Here is an 18,096-nt window from a genome sequence, read left to right as displayed (position 1 = left end):
ATCTATAAATTAAAACCGCCTTTCATAAAATCTGTTAATGAAAAACGATAGGGTATTCATTCATTGATTGCTGGATTTTAAAAGAACATTTATTTCTTAAAATACACCCCTTAAAACCCAATCCCGAACTCCTAAAAAACACTTTACAATATCATTAAACGCATGAATTTGCAAATGTGAGGCAAAATTCTAACTTTGTGTAAAATAAAAAGGTTTCATTGGTTTTTACAATCAACAATTCCTTTTATTTCTCTATTTTACTCCCACTTTTTATGAAAACCTGCCTTAATTGCCATCAGCCAAATGAGCAAACTAACCAATTTTGCCCTAATTGTGGGCAGAAAGCAAGCGTTCATCGCATAAATACACATTTCATGATTCATGAGGTGATTCATGCCTTTACCCACGCCGATACCGGGTTTTTATTTCTCTTCAAAGAGCTGGCGCTTCGCCCGGGCGAGGTAGTAAAAGAATACGTAGCCGGAGCCAGAAAAAAATACTACAATCCCTTCAATTTCTTCCTCATTACAGTTGCCATTTCGGCGTTCTTGTCGGCCTATTTTCATTTATTCGACATCAACCTCAAATCAACCAATCCGGTCTCAAATATCGTCACCAAATACGTCAACTGGATCTTCGTGGCATCAGTACCCATACAGGCTTTTTTTACCTGGCTGTTTTTCCGCAAAAAGAAGTATAATTTTGCCGAAAATATCATCTTTCACTTGTTTTTGGGCGGTTTCAGGTTCGTGTTCTTTGTGCTGATATTCGTTATTTTCGTCAACCTTTTTCGCGAGCATTACAATACCATTCTTTATATCTATTTCTTTTTGTTTTTAATCTATGTCAGTTGGGCGGCCAAGCAGTTTTATGAAGAAAAACTATGGCTCACAGTAATAAAAATCTTCGTTTCGTTTATCCTCAACCAATTCCTGATTGGCACTATCATAGGCGTTGTTTATTATACCTTTTTTAAGAATGCGCGCTAAATAGCAAGTTAATTGTAGAAATTACAATTATAAATATCATTTTCTTTTGAAATAATATTAAAAAAAGTACTTTTACGTTTATAAAATTTATTAAACCCTAAAAAATTAAACACTATGACCAACCAGTCGATTAACCAATCGCGCCTTTTTCTTGGAAGTTGTTTGGCTCTAATTACTACAGCCTTTTCATTTAGTATCCGTGCAGGTATTCTTAATCAATTAGGTACAGAATATGGCTTTACTGCGAAACAATTAGGTGTTATCAATCAAATGTGGTTTTTAGGGTTTCCTATTGCCATGATTATTGGTGGCCTGATTTATCAGTCAATAGGCGGTAAAAAAATTATGCAGTTTGCCTTTGTTGCACACACTTTAGGTATCTTGTTGACTATTTTCTCAGGGGGTAGTTATGTTATTCTTCTTATCTCAACCCTTTTCATTGGTTTAGGCAATGGTTGTACAGAAGCCGCTTGTAATCCAATGATTGCCGATGCTTACGAAGGTAACAAAATGAGTACCATGCTGAACCGCTTCCATATGTGGTTCCCGGGTGGTATCGTAATCGGTTCTTTGATTTCAAAATTCATGACCGATGCCTCTTTACCTTGGCAGGCGCAGATTTGGGTTATTATGATCCCTACATTGGTATATGCCTATTTATTCTGGGGTCAAACATTCCCTCAATCAAAATCTGTTGCTAATACAGGTTCAGGGGTTAATTATAAATCAAGTACGCCATTTTTAGCAGCGGCTTTAGTATTTTTTATCTTATATTCATTTGCTGATACTTTTGGCATCAGTACAATCTTAGGCGATTCAACGACAAATATTTACTTCATAATCGCGGTAGTAACCATGCTTATCGGTATTTATTTACTATTTGGTGGTCTATTCCTGTTTATATTCGTATGTATGTCTTTAACGGCCATCTCAGAATTCGGCCCTCAACAATGGGTTGGTCTGATTCTGGGAAGCAGTGGTGCTAACCCAATGTTGTTATTAGCCTTAACTACCGGTACTATGGCGGTAGCCAGATACTTTGCAGGGCCTATCGTTCATAGATTCGATCAAACCGGTGTATTATTAGGTTCAGCAGTATTGGCGGCTATCGGTCTTTATATGTATAGCTCAATGACCGGCCCTGTATTATATGGTGCCGCTATCATTTATGCTTGTGGTATCGCTTATTTCTGGCCAAACATGGTAGGTTTTACAGCTGATAAAATTCCTGCCAGTGGTGCCTTGGGTATGTCAGTAATTGGTGGTGTAGGTATGTTTTCAAGCTCACTTTTCCAGCCAATTATCGGTGGCTGGATTGACAAAGCACATGCAGATAAAGCAGCTCAGGGCCTTACAGGCAATGAACTGGAATTAGCCGCCGGACAAGCAACCCTTAGCACAATGGTCTTATTTCCTGTTATTCTGATTGTAGCATTTACAGGTTTGTATTTCTACATGAAAAACAGAAAAAGTACTAACGTAGCCGTTAAATTGTAATCTTTCTAAAGATATAATTGAAAGAAATATTTGGGTAGGGGTTCAAAATTTTGAACCCCTACTTTTTTTATGGGGTACCTGTAAATAATTCTAAATAAATTCTAATCCCGATTTTTTGCTTTTGTCAAACTGAAAACTGAAATTTCTGAAAAACCATTGAATTTAACTAGCCGATGATTTTCTGAATGACTTTTGCTGTAAGGAGTATAAATAAAACTACTTACTTACAAATTTACAATTTTAGTATTCGATATCACAGGCGATAGGTAAAACAAGCGTATGATATTGTCTTAGAGAAGCAGGCTCGTCAACCGATGGGCTTGCTTCTTTGTTAATTAGATTTTCCTGAATTTCCTGTCATTTAGTTACTATAATAAAAAGGCAGGGAGTCCAGAATCCTGAACTCCCTGCCTTTGCTATATATATTTGATGTCAAATAAAGATGCTATTGTAAGCATTTAAAACAGTCTGAAACCTAGCGTGGCTTGTACTACTACATTCTTATATCTTGGATTATACGAAGAGCCATCTCCATTATTATTCTGCAAATCCCAGCCGGCTCTTGTACCAAAAACGACTCTATCGAAATTGAAATCAAGCCCCACAACCGCACCTAAAGTATTTTTGCGTATATTATCGTTATCAAAATCATTATCAGTGATAACCGTACCTAAGCCTGTATTAATCACCGTTTTTTGTCTCATCAGATAAGAAAACTGCGGCCCAACCTGCACAGTCAGCACACTGGTTGGTTTGATAGATAGTAATAGCGGAACATCGAGATAATGAGAAGTACGGGTAAAATCATAATTAGCTCCTAACACACTACCTGATTGTTTATATCCTTTCTGAGAATACATTACTTCAGGTTGAATCCCCAGAAATCTACCGATTGGAATAGCCAGAAATACGCCTGCTGCTCCACCATATTTTCCTTTCGCATCGTATTGGTCACTCTTAGAATCATAAATGTTTGAATAATTCAGACCTGCTTTTATCCCTAATTGAATTTTCTGACCTGCGTCTTGCCCGTAAGAACTAATGGCAAAAAGCGCCACCGCTGCTGTAATAAAAAATGCCTTTTTCATGTGTTTTGTAATAAAGTTTGTGGATCACGTAAGCGCTGTAATAGCCAGCTTTTTTTTAATATTTAAATAAATAACTGTTGCAACCCTGATTACTGAATACTCTTAAATAAAATGTATGCCAGCGCGTGGCTGGCATTTACCAGCCAAGGTTACTTTATCACCCTGTTGCCTGAAATAAGTCTTAAAAGAATAGCTATCACGGCAATAACTAGCAGGATATGGATAAGACCACCCGCGCTATAAACAAAGAATCCTAATACCCATCCGATAATCAGGATCACGGCGATTAAATACAGTAAATTTCCCATTGTGTTTGAATTTAGTTGTTTAAAAAATGATAATAGGCTTTCGTTTCTGTCTGTGGCTGTAGCCTATATTGGATATTTCGTATATACCTGTAAAAATACCATGCCAGCCACCAGATTATTAGTCAAGCAACCCCTTTTTATTCAAAACAGAAGATATAACGTTAAAAATTCGTGGTGAAGATTCCTCAATTGTGTAGAGAATGCGGGAGAATAGAAAGAAAATTTGAGGGGGTTCAGAATTTTCAACCCCTCAACGTTTACAATTGCTCATTGACAAACTTTTTACAATAGGCCTTTATCATATCTCTGACACGCCCGAATTTTGCTACCGTGTCAGTTTCATTCCCTTGGAATTTGGCAGGGTCAGGAAAATTATAATGAAATTTCTTGGCGCCCGCCGGGAAGTAAGGGCAACGTTCTCTGGCATTATCACAAACGGTTATTACAAAATCGAAATCAATATGCCGATACTCGTCTACATGGTTTGAGGTATGCTTTGAAATATCAATACCATCTTCCTGCATGGTGGCAATGGCCCTGGGGTTTACTCCATGTGTTTCAACCCCGGCACTATACACTTTCGCCTTATTATCTGCAAAATATTTTAGATAACCTTCGGCAATCTGACTTCTGCACGAATTGCCTGTGCATAAAACTAAAATGTTTTTCATCATATTAACAACATCCCGATTCGGGTGGACAACAATTTGATTTGTTTAAACCTGCTTTCTGAGCATAAACTGTTACGCTGAAAATCCCGCCTTCCTGATTTCTGAATGCTTCAATCTCTTCTGGATTCAAATAATTGCCAAGTATATCGTCAGGAATAACAATTTGTTTTTCTTTCTGCAAAGTTATGTTCTGGAATCCAGTATCTATAATAAGATTCAGATAATCTGTCTTTTGAATAGCCCCTGCCACACAACCTGCATACATCTCTGCTACTTCTTTGATTTTATTGGGCAACTCACCCACTAACACAATATCAGAAATGCTGAAATGCCCGTTTGGTTTCAATATTCTGTTTATTTCAGTAAATACACCTTTTTTGTTCGGCACAAGATTCAATACACAATTACTCACCACCACATCGGCCAGATTATCTTTAAGTGGTATATCTTCAATATCACCAAATCTGAATTCTACATTTGTAAAACCCAGTTTCTGGGCATTTGCCTTTGCTTTTTCAATCATAGCTTCGGTGAAATCAATGCCGTACACATGTCCGGTATCACCAGTTTCGGCTCTGGCTACAAAGCAATCATTGCCCGCACCTGAGCCTAAATCTACCACCGTATCTCCTTTCTTGATTTTGGCAAATTTGGTAGGCAGACCACAGCCCAAGCCTAAATCGGCATCAGTGGCATATCCGTTTAATTCAGTATAATCGTCTGACATGATATTGTAAACCTCTGTTGAGCATCCACCAGAGCCACAGCACGAAGCAGCGTTGGTTGCTGGGTCTTGCAGGGCAATTTCGCTGTATTTCTGCCTTACAATCTCTTTTAATTCTTGTTCGTTGGTTGTCATCATTCTATCTGTTTATAGTTAATAATATCAATTTCGTATAACGTAAACATACGTCATAAAAGGCCAAAAAATTTAACAACACCCCCCTGATGGCACTTTCATGGTAGTTTCAAAGAAATTTCCGAATAGATTCTGGATTTGCTCCAATACTTTTAAATCAAGACAATAGCAGACATTCAAGCCACTTACTTCACCCTGAACTATCCCTGATTCTTTCAGCTCACTTAAATGCTGCGATACTGTTGTGCGGCTTAAGGGAAGCTCATTAGAAATATCACCAGAAATGCAAACTTGCTTCCTGGCTAAAAACTGGATAATAGCAATCCGTGCCGGATGCGAAAGTACTTTGGCAATTTTAGCAATCTCCTGTTGGTCTGCCTGAAAAAGTTCTGTTTTGGCGTAAGTCATTACTGCTTTTTTTAAACTATGTCGTAAATATACGTCATTGTTTTAGAAACTTCCAAATATTTGAATATTTATTTCTTATTTCAATAAATTTGAGTTGACAAACTCTATTTTTGTCCTTAATTCAGATTTTTGACCTATTTTATTACAATTGCCGTCTCTACGGATTAAAACATCAACCCCACCACAATAAAAAATGCTAACTATTTCCACCCCCGGCAGAATTTGCCTTTTTGGTGAACATCAGGATTATTTAGGCTTACCGGTGATTGCAGCGGCTATTTCCCGGCGAGTACAAATCAAAGGAGAATACCGGAACGATAAGAAAATTGTCATTTACCTGCCGGATATTGCCTCTGAATTAGAGATGGAAGTATCAGACACCCGTCTGCCTTATCTCGAAAAACGCGATTATTTCAGAAGTGGCTATAACGTATTATTAGATGAAGGGCTACGCTTTTCAAAGGGTTTGGAATGCACTGTTAATGGCAATATACCCATCAATTCGGGCACATCCAGCTCGTCAGCTTTGTTAGTTAGCTGGCTTCACTTCTTATCAAGAATGGCCGATAATCCTCGTCAATATACACCACAGGAATTAGGAGAACTAGCATTTAAGGCTGAAATCGTGGAGTTTAATGAGCCCGGAGGCATGATGGACCACCTCTCAACAGCCATCGGCAATGCTGTCTATCTGGAGTTTGAGCCAAAGGTAACAGCCGAAGCGCTCCAACCCAATCTGGGCGCATTTGTCTTGGCAGATTCGCTTGAACCTAAAGATACGATTGGCGTATTGAAACGCGCCAAATTTGCCCGTCTGGATCTGATAGAGAAAATCAAGCAATCTCAGCCTGATTTCTCTTTGCATACCTTTCAAACACCACATAAACAGCAGCTGAAAGAAGTACTAAGTACAGATGAATATGAATTGCTAAGCGGCACTCTCAGAAACCGCGATATTCTGCGTGAAGCCTTAGAACTATTCAGAAATCAGGCAATGACCGATGAAAAAGTAGGTGCATTATTATCAGAACATCATAGCATTCTGCGCGATTTATTACAAATATCAACCCCCAAGATAGAGCGTATGCTAGCTGCTGCTAAAGAAGCAGGCGCACTCGGCGGAAAGATAAACGGCTCGGGTGGGGGAGGCTGCCTTTTCGTCTATGCACCCAAAGACCCTGAGCGTGTAGCCCGTGCCATGGATGCGGCAGGTGGCAAAAGCTATGTGATTAAAATTGATGAGGGTACCATAAAACTTTAGAAGAATATTTTTTTATTCCGAAAGATTGGCATAGGTTTATTTGAATTAAAAAACACACTTGTATCCGCTTAATCATATAGCCGTAATGACTAATAGGTAGTTATTTGAATATAAATGTTGATTTTCTTGCCTGATTATCGTTAATTTTGGGGTATTCTTAAAAAATAGTATGGTTTTTGCTAGTAAATGGTGTATAAAAAACTATTGTCAGATGAAAATACGTCAAACTAAATTTGTGGGTAATAACTGGAAAGAATTATCGAGTGAAGAAAATTTCTCGGCATCAAAAGCGCAATTAGTATTAGCTTTCGGTGAGCGAAAATTATTGGAATCAAATAATCCTTATCCATACTTACACCAGGAATATCCTTCTGCTGAAATTATAATGAATTCTACCTCTGGCGAAATCTACGACGATACCGTACATGACGATACAATCATTGTAACCGCCATAGAATTCGACAAGACTGCTGTAAAAACAACCAAAATAGATATTCAAGACCATACCGAGAGTTTCCGTGCCGGAGAAGCCATTGCACATACTTTGAAAGGAGATGGTTTAGCGGCCATTCTGGTCATTTCAGATGGCGGTAAAGTAAACGGTAGTAAACTGATAGAAGCCCTGAATATTGCTACCAATCACGAAATACCGATTTCTGGTGGCCTGGCAGGTGATGCCGGACGTTTTGAAAAGACGCTGGTAGGCTTGAACGAGCAGCCAGTCGAAGGGCGTATTATTGGTATTGGCCTCTATGGCAAAGACCTGAAAATTGGTCATGGTACTATGGGTGGCTGGGATGTTTTCGGCCCTGAAAGAGAAGTAACCGAATCAGAATATAATGTATTATATAAAATAGGAGACAAAGCTGCCCTTGATTTATACAAAGAATATCTGGGTAAATATGCCAAAGAATTACCCGGTGCAGCCTTGTTATTCCCTCTCTCAATGCGGGTTAAACCAGATTCAGAACCAATCGTAAGAACGATTCTGACCATTGATGAAGACAAAAAAAGTATGACTTTTGCCGGAGAGCTCCCTAAAGGCGCGATGGTAAGATTTATGAAAGCCAATTTCGACCATTTGGTTGATGCGTCCTCTACAGCAGCCCAGAATTCAATTAAGAATATGGACAAATCGCCCGAACTAGCCTTATTGGTGAGTTGCGTAGGTCGGAAATTGGTTTTAGGACAACGCACGGAAGAAGAAGTAGAAGCCGCCAGAGAAGTTTTCGGTAAAGATACTGTCATGACTGGTTTCTATTCGTATGGCGAAATCTCGCCGCTTCATCCGAGCGCCCAATGCGAATTGCATAACCAGACCATGACAATCACTACCTTTTCCGAAAATTAAAAAATGGAGCCTGAGAATTTACATAAACTACTTGCTAAACAATTAAAGAAATATCTATCTGAGGAATGCCAGAAAAACGAAGCTTTTCAGAGTTTTATAAAAGTTGTCAACGACTCTTACCATAGTTTCGACCGCGACAAAGAACTGTCTGAACACTCAGCGTCTTTGAACGAGATTGAATATTATGAGATAAATCAGAAATTAAAAGGTGAGATAGCCCAGCGTCGCCAGTCAGTAGAAAAACTGATTGAGGCGATATACTTATTAGAAACCCCCGAAAGCGATGACCTGACCGAGGTAAGCGATAACGATTTGTCGTCGTTGGTTGATTTGCTTCAACGCCAGATACAGGTAAGAAAACAGATTGAATCTGAGCTGATTAATGCCAAAGAAGTGGCCGAAAACGCCACACAGGCCAAGTCTGAGTTCCTTTCGATGATGAGCCACGAAATCAGAACACCACTGAACGCCATCATCGGCCTCACCTACCTGATGCAACAGGAAGAACAAACGCCATCGGTGATGGAAAACCTGAAAACCTTACATTTTTCAGCCGAAAATCTGCATTTACTCATTAATGATATCCTTGATTTCAGTAAAATTGAAGCCGGGAAAGTAGACCTCGAAGAAATTCCTTTCGATTTGAAATTGCTCGTATCAAACGTGAAGAGAGCCAATCAGGTAAAGGCAGAGGAGAAAGGTAATAAAATTAAACTGATGTTCGACGATGATATTCCGCATACACTGATAGGGGATTCTCTAAGAATCGGGCAGGTATTAACCAACCTTGTATCCAATGCCGTGAAGTTTACCATGAATGGTAGCGTAACAATTGAGGTGTCGGTAATGAAGAAAAATGCCGAGCAGGCCAGTATCTACTTCTCCGTAAAAGACACCGGAATCGGAATTTCGCCGGAAAAACAGAAACTCATTTTCGAAAGATTCACCCAAGCCAATTCTGAAACCACCCGCAAATTTGGTGGTACAGGTTTAGGGCTGGTTATTAGTAAAAAACTGGTGCAATTGCATGGTAGCGATATAGAACTGGAAAGTGAAGAGGGCAAAGGCGCCCAATTCTCATTTACAATTGATTTACGGATCGGAAGTACTGTGAAACACCAGATGGCCATGGCCTTGTCGGAAACTGAGAATCAAGATGTGAGTCTGGAAGGCGTAAAATTATTACTGGTAGATGATTATTTCGTCAATATCAAAGTAGCCTCGAAATTCCTCGAAAAATGGAAAATCAACTTCGATACAGCAGATAATGGACTGGTAGCCATTGATAAGTTCAAAAACAACGAATATGATTTGATTCTGATGGACTTGTTGATGCCTGAAATGGACGGCTACACAGCCGTAGAAAAAATACGCGAAACAGGTGCAGAGATACCAATCATTGCGCTCACGGCCTCAGCTACCCTCAACAATCAGGACAGAGCCTTCTCGGTAGGGATGAACGACTACGTAACCAAACCTTTCAATCCGAAAGAACTACACCAGAAGATTGCGAAGTATGCCGGGAGGTTGTAAAACATCCCAGAAAAATAGTTAGTCCTGAAATAGGTTTACACAAACCTATTTCAGGATTTTTGATCTTAATAAATCTCCTGACTCTGACCTTTTGTCGAAATCAAATTGAGGCCGGAAAAAACCTGCTATAAATATATCTCCGGAATTGCCCTGCTATCTGATTGATTTCTTTTGGTGAAAAAGAATAAGGTATAGGTGTTTCCTTTCTCATGGAGACGCTTCAGACCCACTCTATATTTTTCGGTAAGATAAAACTCTGCCTGTTCTTCTGTTTCTTCAGGTTTTCCTATTATTTTCAAAGGCTTTAAATATTCTTGTCCATAGGTTTTACCAAAACGGATATATACAAGCCCACCTGCAACCTTCGCCACTTTTTCTAAGGTGATATGATTTTCATAAACGGTTATCCCGTCTTCAATCTCTGTATGCCATCTATAACCAATCTCATTCAGGATTTTCAAAAGCTCTGTATCCCGGCTTTTAAAAATACGGTCAATATCAGTTGCCAGAATCCGGCTATTTGGTCTGTTCAGATACGTAATAACATTATCTCGTACCATTAACCTGACTACATCCGGGTAATCCGGCAAGTACAGAATGTCTACTTTCTGGTCTTTAAATATATGGTAAAAAATATCGGCTTCTATCGTAGTACGGGTATCATGCTTCTGGCCATTTTTTAACTGATAGGTTAACTCTATTTCATAATTATCAGAGGTAGTGCTTCGAGTCTCCCTATCCATCTCACTGCCATTTCTAATCAGTGCATCTCGTACAAGAATGCCCTCAGTTTTAAACAACATATGGGTTTTATACTGACACCATAAGGCTGTGAACAGACCCATAAAAATCATAGAAAAGCTGATGGTAAAGATAAAAAGTACAGTGTATATCGACTTACCCCATTTGCTCTTCTGACCAACAGGAAAAAAAGCACGCCTGATACCCACAGGAATCGCAAAACCTAAAATAAAGCCCGCATACCCACAAACACCATAAGGATAAAATTCGAAGAAGTATATCGGCGGAAATAACCATAAGAAAAGAAACAAAACAACTCCAAAGGCCAGTAGACCGTATTTTTTTATTAATTGCATAAAACTATTTTGTCAAAGCGTAGGTAGTTAGAAAAGGTAGATTGTATCAGGATTTCTATAATAACGGACCATTGAATCTCCTCAATCAATTATTATTTCTAAACACAAGCTTTCTACTTTTTCTCAAAAATCATCACAGTTGTATAATGATTGTCTTGCTCACGGATATATTCCGTCTGTACCATGTATTTTTCTGTCTCGTGTAAAGTTGAGCTTATATTACCATTAGCGCCTGTTAGGGCAGGAGGCGGTGATTCTTTCTTTTTGGGCTTTAATTCGCTCAGATAGTCCTCTCCACTTATTAGTCCTGTGCGGCTATAGACAATCCGGTCAGGAAATTTTCCAACATTTTCAATAGTCAGATTATTGTTATAAATCGTCTGGCCACGTAGAGTATCCGCATGCCATCTATAACTCGTACGATTCAGGAATTTTAAAAGTTCAAGGTCATTATACTTAAAAATGCTATCAATATCTGTCGCCTCAATGGCTCTATGTTCTCTCTTTAGGTATTTTTTTACATTCGACCCTAATAATAACCGGATGATATCAGGATGGCCCGGCAAATACAGCAAATCAATGTTCTGGTCCTTATATACACTTTCAAAAATCTCGGATTCGACTTTCAGAACCGGATTATACCGGGTACCGCTCTTGAGTTTATAAGTGAGTTCAATATTATAATCACCACTTTTGCTAGCTGCACCACCATGTGTTACGCCTCGTCCGTCTGTAATCTGGGCATCTTTAATAAGAATCCCTTCGTTTTTGAATAACGATTCGAGCCGGTAATGACACCACACGGCAACAAAAATGCCTATAATAACGGATGCAATAAAGGTGCCAAAAATAGTAAAATTGTCTTTTGGAGGTTCAATCACCTCTCCATACTGATTGACACGTGCCACGGCAGGGGGGCTTTCGAAACCTGAAACAATCAGGTAGCCCAACACTATGGCGATGACGGCACAAGTGATAAAAGGGTAAAACTCATAGAGATATACTGGAGGGAAGATCAATAATATAATCAGTAAAACAGTAGCGATTACTAGACGAACGTACTTTTTAAGAAACTGCATAAAATTTCATTAGAGTTTAGGTTTTAAATAAAATAGGCGATGTATTGTGTCAGAGATATACAGGAGTATGAGTCAATATACAAAACATAATGCAATATACGAATCTGTAGCAGGAGAAGAAAAACTATTGGAATTTTGACAGGTAAAAATGCGTGTAGAAGTTATTGGCTTTGCCGATTGAAAATTATTCTGTATATTAGTAAAACAGACAACAATTCCGGAGGTATAGATTTTGATAAAAACCATAGTAATTTCAGAGTTCGGCACCATAAAAAAAGCAAGTGATTATGACTCGCCCATTGATTCTTTTGCTGAAATCTTCGTAACAGATAAGGTTTTTCTGCGCATCAAAGAACTGGTATTTGCCTATGCCAACGATTCACTCTTTACTTATTCAGCGCAACGAGGCAAAGAACAGATAAAAGTCAAAAACTATGTAGGCTTAATTCCTATTTCTGACACCATCCAGATAGAAATTCTGCCTAAATCAACAGCCGAATCGCCCAAAGAAGCCCGCCGGATATTGCTGAAAATGTTGCAGAAAATCCCGTCGTATCAATCGCTGGCCAAAGCACATTTAGCCATTAGTAATCTGCCTTTGCTGGAAATCTACGTAAAGGTTTTCATAGACGAACTCGAAAGACTCATCAGCACGGGTTTAGGCAGAAACTACGAATCCATAGAAGCCAACGAAACCTTTATCAAAGGCAAGGTCTTGGTTGCCGACAACATCCATCAGAACCTATTGAAACAGCATACCGTATTCATTACTTACGATGATTTCAGACATGATATTCCGCAAAACAGGATCCTGAAAACCTGTCTGCATCGACTAAAAAAATATGCATTTGCTAACCTTACCCGACAACGCATCTGGCAGAATCTATCAGTATTTGACGAAATAAGCTTGTCAACCAATCTCCCGCAGGATTTTAGCAAGAGCACGACCGCCAGCCCGCATTTTGAGCGATACGAAAACCTCCTGCAATGGGCATGGGTATTTCTGCATGAGCAATCGTTCCTGCCATTTTCAGGCAATTATTCCCAGATATCCTTGCTCTTCCCGATGGAAGTCTTGTTTGAAAACTATGTCGGCAAACTCTTCTGTAAACATGCCCCCTCAGATTATCAGGTACGATTACAGGACAGGCGTAAACATTTAGTATCAAAGCACAGAGAAAATGCCCGGTTCAGACTCATTCCTGATATTGTCGTAGAAAACAATGCCGGAGAAATCTGGATTTTCGACACCAAATGGAAGCTCATTGACGGCTCAAAACCTAAACAAAACTACGGCATCGAACAAGCCGACCTCTACCAGATGTATGCCTATGGCAAAAAATATCAGGCCAGAAAACTCTTCCTGATTTATCCCGCCAACGAAAACTTTCAACAAGCGCTGGAGGTATTCGATTACGGCGAAGATTTGGTACTTCATGTGATACCTTTCGACCTCATGAATGACGGCGAAGCAGAAGTGAAGCGCATATTGTTATGAGAACTTATGAGTAGAGGTGTTTTAAACTAGACATTTTTATTTATCTTGCACATCCAACCTTCAATCTAATCTAACCGATGCCTATTTTACTTACCCTGATTGCTATCATAGCGCTTGTAGTATTGGTAGCTTTTGTAAAACTCGATACCTTTATTTCATTCATTCTCATAGCTATTTCTCTGGGTCTGGCATCAGGCATGGAAATCCCGGCCATTGGTAAGGCTATCCAGACAGGCATCGGCGGCACCCTCGGTGACCTGATTCTGATTATCGGTTTCGGAGCCATGCTAGGCAAACTAGTAGCTGAAAGTGGCGCAGCCCAACGCATCACAGATACCCTTATCACTATTTTTGGTAAAAAATACCTGCAATGGGGGCTGGCTCTGGCGGGCTTTATTATCGGTATTCCGTTGTTTTATAATGCAGGGTTTATCATCGTAGTACCCCTGATTTTCTCGATTGCTATCTCAACGGGTATGCCAATCCTCTATGTGGGCATCCCGATGCTTTCGGCTTTATCGGTAGCACATGGATACTTGCCGCCACATCCTTCACCCGCAGCCATTGCTTCTCAACTCAATGCGAATGTAGGCAAGACTTTAATGTACGGCATCATTGTAGCCATTCCGGCTATTGCCATTGCCGGGCCAATTTTTGGAAGCACACTCAAAAAATATAAACCACAGATAGATGGCACGCTTTTCAATTTAAAGCCTATTCCAAAAGAAAAACAACCAAGCCTGACAGAAAGCCTTTTAGTAGCGCTCATGCCGGTAGTATTATTAACATTGACCTCCGTTATTAAGGGGTATTTTCCTGACAACCAGGTAGTCTTATTAATTGCTGAGCCTTATGTAGGTATGCTGATTTCCCTGTTGATAGCCATGTATCTATTAGGTATCAAACAAGGGAATAGTATCAAACAAGTAAGCAAGCAATTGGAAGAAGCCTTCAAAAGCTGTTCGGTAATCTTATTGATTATTGCCGGAGCCGGAGCATTAAAACAGATATTAAAAGACAGTGGTACCAGCGACTATATCGGCGCACAATTACAGGGTTTTGATATTAATCCACTAATACTTGGCTGGTTGATTGCCGCCGTATTACGCCTATGTGTAGGCTCAGCTACTGTGGCTGGTTTAACAGCCGTAGGCATCCTCGCTCCACTCATTCAGAACCAGACAGGCGTAAAACCAGAATTGATGGTATTATCAATCGGTGCCGGAAGTTTGGTATTCTCACACCTGAACGATGGCGGATTCTGGTTATTTAAAGAATATTTCAATCTTTCTATCAAAGATACCCTCAAAACCTGGTCTGTCATGGAAACCATCGTTTCGGTAGTCGGTCTGATAGGGGTTTTGATTTTGAATTTATTTGTGTAGATCGGATTTCTAATGTAGAGACGTATTAACTGGGTTTCAAGAAATAAGCATTCATTAAAATTTTATCGGCTTTAGCATAGACCCAACCCCAAAATGGCCATCACATATGCGCCTTCGACCGTGCGACGTCCGCTCCGCTCAGGCACCGGCTAGTAAAAAAACAGATGCCTCTCGAATCGGTGCCAGTCGAAGGCCCGATTAAGCAAGAGCCTAAGAACGTTATTTCTTGAAACCTAATAAATATGTATTCAAATGCACAAAACATATTTTGAAGGTGGGGGTATCACAATACCTCAAAACCTATATTTTATCTATTATAAGAACCTAATTTTTATTCATAATCAACCTAAAGAAAATCATTTTTACAATGACAGCCGAAGAGAATTTCGCAAAATTGAATTTAGCATTACCACCAGCTCCAGCACCCAAAGGCGTGTATAAACCAGCCGTTATTGTTGATAAATTTTTGTATGTATCAGGACACGGCCCTGTACAGACTGATGGCTCGCTTATAATTGGTCGCGTTGGAGACGATATGGACATTGAAGCAGCAAAATTGGCTGCCCGTCAGGTAGGTTTAACAATTCTTACTACCATAAAAGCAAAATTGGGTAGTCTTGATAAAATTAAACGTGTCATAAAAGTATTGGGTATGGTAAATGGCAATAGCAGCTTTGAAAAACACCCATATGTAATTAATGGTTGTAGCGAATTATTTGCCGAAGTGTGGGGAACTGAAAACGGTATTGGCGTACGCTCAGCAGTAGGCATGGGTACATTGCCTGATAATATTCCGGTTGAGATTGAAGCAATGTTTGAAATAAATGAAGATTGAAAAATGTTGAAAATCAATAAAGTTCATCACGTCGCCATCATCGGCTCCGACTACGCCAGATCAAAACACTTCTATACCGAAGTGTTAGGCTTGCGTATCATCAGAGAAGTATACCGTGAGGCACGTGATTCATATAAACTGGATCTGGCGATAGATGATAACTACGTGATAGAGTTGTTTTCATTTCCGAATCCACCCCCACGCCCTTCAAGACCAGAGTCTTGTGGGTTAAGACATTTAGCCTTTGAAGTGGCCGATGTAGAAGCAGCCAAAGCAGCCATCGAAGCCAAAGGTGTAGAAGTAGAGCCTATCAGAATAGACGAATTCACAGGTAAAAAATTTACTTTCTTTGCCGACCCAGACGATTTGCCGATTGAATTTTATGAGGGTTAAGAGAGGGTGTTTTTCGTAGAGACGTAACGGTTCGCCGCGCGATGCGTTACGTCTCCATTGGCCTATGTAATTCAATGAATGTGTTTACCCAAAATGGCCTTTAAAGGGAGTATGGTATACACAAACCCTTGGAGACGTATAGCAATCGCGCGGCGAACCGTTACGTCTCTACGAAATCAAAAATATTTAAAAGAATATTTGTCAGAGGTTAAGACAGCTGGTGAAATTTGTATACCTCATCAAAATATTAAAATAATCAACAAACTATGTCCTGGTACAAAATAACCAACGAAAACGAACTGGATTCTCCGTCATTGGTCATCTACAAAGAGCGCGTACGTGAGAATATCAAAAAAATGATTGAAATCGCGGGAAGCGCTGAGCGCCTTTTTACGCACGTAAAAACCAACAAAATGCCCGAGATTGTGAAAATGATGTTGGAAGAAGGCATTACCAAATTCAAATGTGCTACCATTGCCGAAGCCGAAATAACAGCTATGGCAGGAGCAAAATTTGTGCTGATATCCCACCAACTGGTAGGGCCTAAAATTGAGCGGTTAATCCAGTTGTCGAAACTATATCCTGACGTTACGTTTGCCTCGCTGATTGATAATTTAGATACTGCGAAAGAGCACAATCAAGCCTTCGGCGCTAACGGAATGATTTCCCATGTTTTCATAGATGTGAATAGCGGTATGGATCGGTCGGGGCATCCGTTAGACGAAAATATCATGGACTTGTACCGTTATCTTTCGTCGCAAGCAGATATTAAATTATATGGCTTGCACGTATATGACGGACACATCAGATCCGATGATTTTGAAAGCCGTAAGAATGAAATTGATACCGGATTTGTAGATGTGAAGCATTTTCTGGAGGCCATTGAAGCAGCAGGCTTCCCTAAACCAATGGTTATTGCCGGAGGAACACCCGCCTTTACGTCGCACGCCTTGCGCGAAGAAACCTATTGCAGTCCGGGGACGTGCGTGTTGTGGGATTGGGGTTATGGCGACAGACTAACCGAACAACCATTTGAATACGCCGCTTTGGTATTGACGCGTATCATCTCAAAACCGCAAAAAGGAATCGTAACAGTAGATATGGGGCACAAAGCCGTATCAGCCGAAAATCCGATTGACAAGCGTATCCGCTTCCTGAATCTGGAAGATTATGAGCTAATGGGGCAAAGCGAAGAGCATGGCGTAATAAAAGTAAAAGACTGGGATGCCCTCAAAGTAGGAGATGTCTTATACGGTGTTCCGTTCCACGTATGCCCAACGGTGAATCTATACGATGAAGCCTATGTAGTTGAAAACCAGCGTGTTGACCAGGTTTGGCAGGTATTGGGCAGACGCAGAAAGATTAGCGTTTAAAATAAAAATAATATTTTTTTAATGAGCCAAAAAGGGAATAAACCTCCCGATATTTGGAAAGTATAAGTTTTTATAGAATATTTACAAAGTAAACACTCACCTATAATTTATAATCAAATGAGCAAATTCGTAGAAGCAGTTGAAGATTACAAAGCACAAGTAGCAGAACTAGGTTTAGGCATTAGTGAAGAATTACTAACAGCCGTAGCTAAAGGCTTAGGTCCATCTATTTATAATGCCGATTCTTCAAAAGTATCATCTTCTGATCCAGAAGAACTAGCACGTGTAAAAAACAATTTCCTTATTGGTAAATTAGGTTTAGAAGATGGCCCGGCATTAGATGAAGCTATTGACGAAGTAGTACAAAAATTAGGTACTTCTAATCGTAACAAATACCGTGCGGTGTTCTATGCTTTATTAGTAGTAAAATTCGGTAAAGAATCTGTTTACGAAGCATAAGCCAGTACGAAA

The 18,096-nt window shown here is 39.7% G+C and carries 18 protein-coding genes; 11 read left to right on the top strand and 7 right to left on the bottom strand.

Translation table 11 applies throughout. The features are described from left to right. Positions 1–272 precede the first annotated feature (272 nt). Together ACYVFA_RS20755 and ACYVFA_RS20750 are read left to right on the top strand one after the other, a co-directional pair. Complete coding sequence (locus ACYVFA_RS20755) at positions 273–989, top strand: DUF3667 domain-containing protein (protein WP_460473774.1); 717 nt, start codon at positions 273–275, stop codon at positions 987–989. 114 nt (positions 990–1,103) lie between these two features. Next, complete coding sequence (locus tag ACYVFA_RS20750; protein ID WP_460473773.1) at positions 1,104–2,486, top strand: MFS transporter; 1,383 nt, start codon at positions 1,104–1,106, stop codon at positions 2,484–2,486. Between the two features lie 458 nt (positions 2,487–2,944). Here ACYVFA_RS20750 and ACYVFA_RS20745 read toward each other — a convergent pair whose 3' ends face one another. The 5 genes from ACYVFA_RS20745 to ACYVFA_RS20725 all read right to left on the bottom strand — a co-directional run bounded on the left by ACYVFA_RS20745 (position 2,945) and on the right by ACYVFA_RS20725 (position 5,820). Next, a complete protein-coding gene (locus tag ACYVFA_RS20745; protein WP_460473772.1) occupies positions 2,945–3,574 on the bottom strand; it encodes a porin family protein in 630 nt (209 codons plus the stop codon). 149 nt (positions 3,575–3,723) lie between these two features. Next, positions 3,724–3,882, bottom strand: coding sequence for a lmo0937 family membrane protein (locus tag ACYVFA_RS20740; RefSeq protein WP_460473771.1), 159 nt, complete (start codon positions 3,880–3,882; stop codon positions 3,724–3,726). Between the two features lie 257 nt (positions 3,883–4,139). Further along, positions 4,140–4,553 (bottom strand): arsenate reductase ArsC, encoded by a 414-nt coding sequence (locus tag ACYVFA_RS20735; RefSeq protein WP_460473838.1) that lies wholly within the window; start codon positions 4,551–4,553, stop codon positions 4,140–4,142. 4 nt (positions 4,554–4,557) lie between these two features. Next, positions 4,558–5,412, bottom strand: coding sequence for an arsenite methyltransferase (locus ACYVFA_RS20730; protein WP_460473837.1), 855 nt, complete (start codon positions 5,410–5,412; stop codon positions 4,558–4,560). 72 nt (positions 5,413–5,484) lie between these two features. Next, the gene (locus ACYVFA_RS20725) at positions 5,485–5,820 is read right to left on the bottom strand and encodes an ArsR/SmtB family transcription factor (protein WP_460473770.1); all 336 of its coding nucleotides are present in this window, start codon (positions 5,818–5,820) and stop codon (positions 5,485–5,487) included. 193 nt (positions 5,821–6,013) lie between these two features. Here ACYVFA_RS20725 and ACYVFA_RS20720 point away from each other — a divergent pair, with 193 nt between their 5' ends. The 3 genes from ACYVFA_RS20720 (at position 6,014) to ACYVFA_RS20710 (ending at position 9,965) form a co-directional block, all read left to right on the top strand. Continuing rightward, entirely contained in the window at positions 6,014–7,081 is a 1,068-nt protein-coding gene (locus ACYVFA_RS20720) for a mevalonate kinase family protein (RefSeq protein WP_460473769.1), read from the top strand. 211 nt (positions 7,082–7,292) lie between these two features. Next, positions 7,293–8,432, top strand: a complete 1,140-nt coding sequence (locus ACYVFA_RS20715; RefSeq protein WP_460473768.1) for an FIST signal transduction protein — start codon at positions 7,293–7,295, stop codon at positions 8,430–8,432. A 3-nt stretch (positions 8,433–8,435) separates the two neighbouring features. Continuing rightward, positions 8,436–9,965 (top strand): sensor histidine kinase family protein, encoded by a 1,530-nt coding sequence (locus tag ACYVFA_RS20710; protein ID WP_460473767.1) that lies wholly within the window; start codon positions 8,436–8,438, stop codon positions 9,963–9,965. 125 nt (positions 9,966–10,090) lie between these two features. Here ACYVFA_RS20710 and ACYVFA_RS20705 read toward each other — a convergent pair whose 3' ends face one another. After that, the gene (locus ACYVFA_RS20705) at positions 10,091–11,062 is read right to left on the bottom strand and encodes a hypothetical protein (RefSeq protein WP_460473766.1); all 972 of its coding nucleotides are present in this window, start codon (positions 11,060–11,062) and stop codon (positions 10,091–10,093) included. A gap of 113 nt (positions 11,063–11,175) precedes the next feature. Next, positions 11,176–12,141, bottom strand: a complete 966-nt coding sequence (locus tag ACYVFA_RS20700; RefSeq protein WP_460473765.1) for a hypothetical protein — start codon at positions 12,139–12,141, stop codon at positions 11,176–11,178. Positions 12,142–12,373: 232 nt separating this feature from the next. Here ACYVFA_RS20700 and ACYVFA_RS20695 point away from each other — a divergent pair, with 232 nt between their 5' ends. The 6 genes from ACYVFA_RS20695 to ACYVFA_RS20670 all read left to right on the top strand — a co-directional run bounded on the left by ACYVFA_RS20695 (position 12,374) and on the right by ACYVFA_RS20670 (position 18,084). Continuing rightward, entirely contained in the window at positions 12,374–13,639 is a 1,266-nt protein-coding gene (locus tag ACYVFA_RS20695) for an McrC family protein (protein ID WP_460473764.1), read from the top strand. A gap of 77 nt (positions 13,640–13,716) precedes the next feature. Further along, positions 13,717–15,024, top strand: coding sequence for a transporter permease (locus ACYVFA_RS20690; protein WP_460473763.1), 1,308 nt, complete (start codon positions 13,717–13,719; stop codon positions 15,022–15,024). A gap of 367 nt (positions 15,025–15,391) precedes the next feature. Beyond that, positions 15,392–15,859 (top strand): RidA family protein, encoded by a 468-nt coding sequence (locus ACYVFA_RS20685; protein ID WP_460473762.1) that lies wholly within the window; start codon positions 15,392–15,394, stop codon positions 15,857–15,859. A 3-nt stretch (positions 15,860–15,862) separates the two neighbouring features. Continuing rightward, the gene (gene gloA2 / locus ACYVFA_RS20680; RefSeq protein ID WP_460473761.1) at positions 15,863–16,252 is read left to right on the top strand and encodes a VOC family protein; all 390 of its coding nucleotides are present in this window, start codon (positions 15,863–15,865) and stop codon (positions 16,250–16,252) included. A gap of 266 nt (positions 16,253–16,518) precedes the next feature. Then, positions 16,519–17,625: a D-TA family PLP-dependent enzyme gene (locus tag ACYVFA_RS20675; RefSeq protein WP_460473760.1), complete on the top strand. Its 1,107-nt coding sequence runs from the start codon at positions 16,519–16,521 to the stop codon at positions 17,623–17,625. A gap of 117 nt (positions 17,626–17,742) precedes the next feature. Next, a complete protein-coding gene (locus ACYVFA_RS20670; protein ID WP_460473759.1) occupies positions 17,743–18,084 on the top strand; it encodes a DUF2853 family protein in 342 nt (113 codons plus the stop codon). Positions 18,085–18,096: the final 12 nt, after the last annotated feature.

This window comes from Emticicia fontis (assembly GCF_054779675.1).
The sequence above is the reverse complement of the archived record's forward strand: the minus strand, read 5'-3'. Positions and strand labels throughout refer to the sequence as shown.

Bases quoted from the DNA above. Each gene is read 5' to 3' on its own strand.
- ACYVFA_RS20705 (WP_460473766.1), bottom strand. From the start codon at position 11,062: ATGCAATTAATAAAAAAATACGGTCTACTGGCCTTTGGAGTTGTTTTG.
- ACYVFA_RS20710 (WP_460473767.1), top strand. From the start codon at position 8,436: ATGGAGCCTGAGAATTTACATAAACTACTTGCTAAACAATTAAAGAAA.
- ACYVFA_RS20750 (WP_460473773.1), top strand. From the start codon at position 1,104: ATGACCAACCAGTCGATTAACCAATCGCGCCTTTTTCTTGGAAGTTGT.
- ACYVFA_RS20735 (WP_460473838.1), bottom strand. From the start codon at position 4,553: ATGAAAAACATTTTAGTTTTATGCACAGGCAATTCGTGCAGAAGTCAG.
- ACYVFA_RS20675 (WP_460473760.1), top strand. From the start codon at position 16,519: ATGTCCTGGTACAAAATAACCAACGAAAACGAACTGGATTCTCCGTCA.
- gloA2 (WP_460473761.1), top strand. From the start codon at position 15,863: ATGTTGAAAATCAATAAAGTTCATCACGTCGCCATCATCGGCTCCGAC.
- ACYVFA_RS20755 (WP_460473774.1), top strand. From the start codon at position 273: ATGAAAACCTGCCTTAATTGCCATCAGCCAAATGAGCAAACTAACCAA.
- ACYVFA_RS20740 (WP_460473771.1), bottom strand. From the start codon at position 3,882: ATGGGAAATTTACTGTATTTAATCGCCGTGATCCTGATTATCGGATGG.
- ACYVFA_RS20685 (WP_460473762.1), top strand. From the start codon at position 15,392: ATGACAGCCGAAGAGAATTTCGCAAAATTGAATTTAGCATTACCACCA.
- ACYVFA_RS20700 (WP_460473765.1), bottom strand. From the start codon at position 12,141: ATGCAGTTTCTTAAAAAGTACGTTCGTCTAGTAATCGCTACTGTTTTA.
- ACYVFA_RS20670 (WP_460473759.1), top strand. From the start codon at position 17,743: ATGAGCAAATTCGTAGAAGCAGTTGAAGATTACAAAGCACAAGTAGCA.
- ACYVFA_RS20720 (WP_460473769.1), top strand. From the start codon at position 6,014: ATGCTAACTATTTCCACCCCCGGCAGAATTTGCCTTTTTGGTGAACAT.
- ACYVFA_RS20730 (WP_460473837.1), bottom strand. From the start codon at position 5,412: ATGACAACCAACGAACAAGAATTAAAAGAGATTGTAAGGCAGAAATAC.
- ACYVFA_RS20725 (WP_460473770.1), bottom strand. From the start codon at position 5,820: ATGACTTACGCCAAAACAGAACTTTTTCAGGCAGACCAACAGGAGATT.
- ACYVFA_RS20715 (WP_460473768.1), top strand. From the start codon at position 7,293: ATGAAAATACGTCAAACTAAATTTGTGGGTAATAACTGGAAAGAATTA.
- ACYVFA_RS20745 (WP_460473772.1), bottom strand. From the start codon at position 3,574: ATGAAAAAGGCATTTTTTATTACAGCAGCGGTGGCGCTTTTTGCCATT.
- ACYVFA_RS20690 (WP_460473763.1), top strand. From the start codon at position 13,717: ATGCCTATTTTACTTACCCTGATTGCTATCATAGCGCTTGTAGTATTG.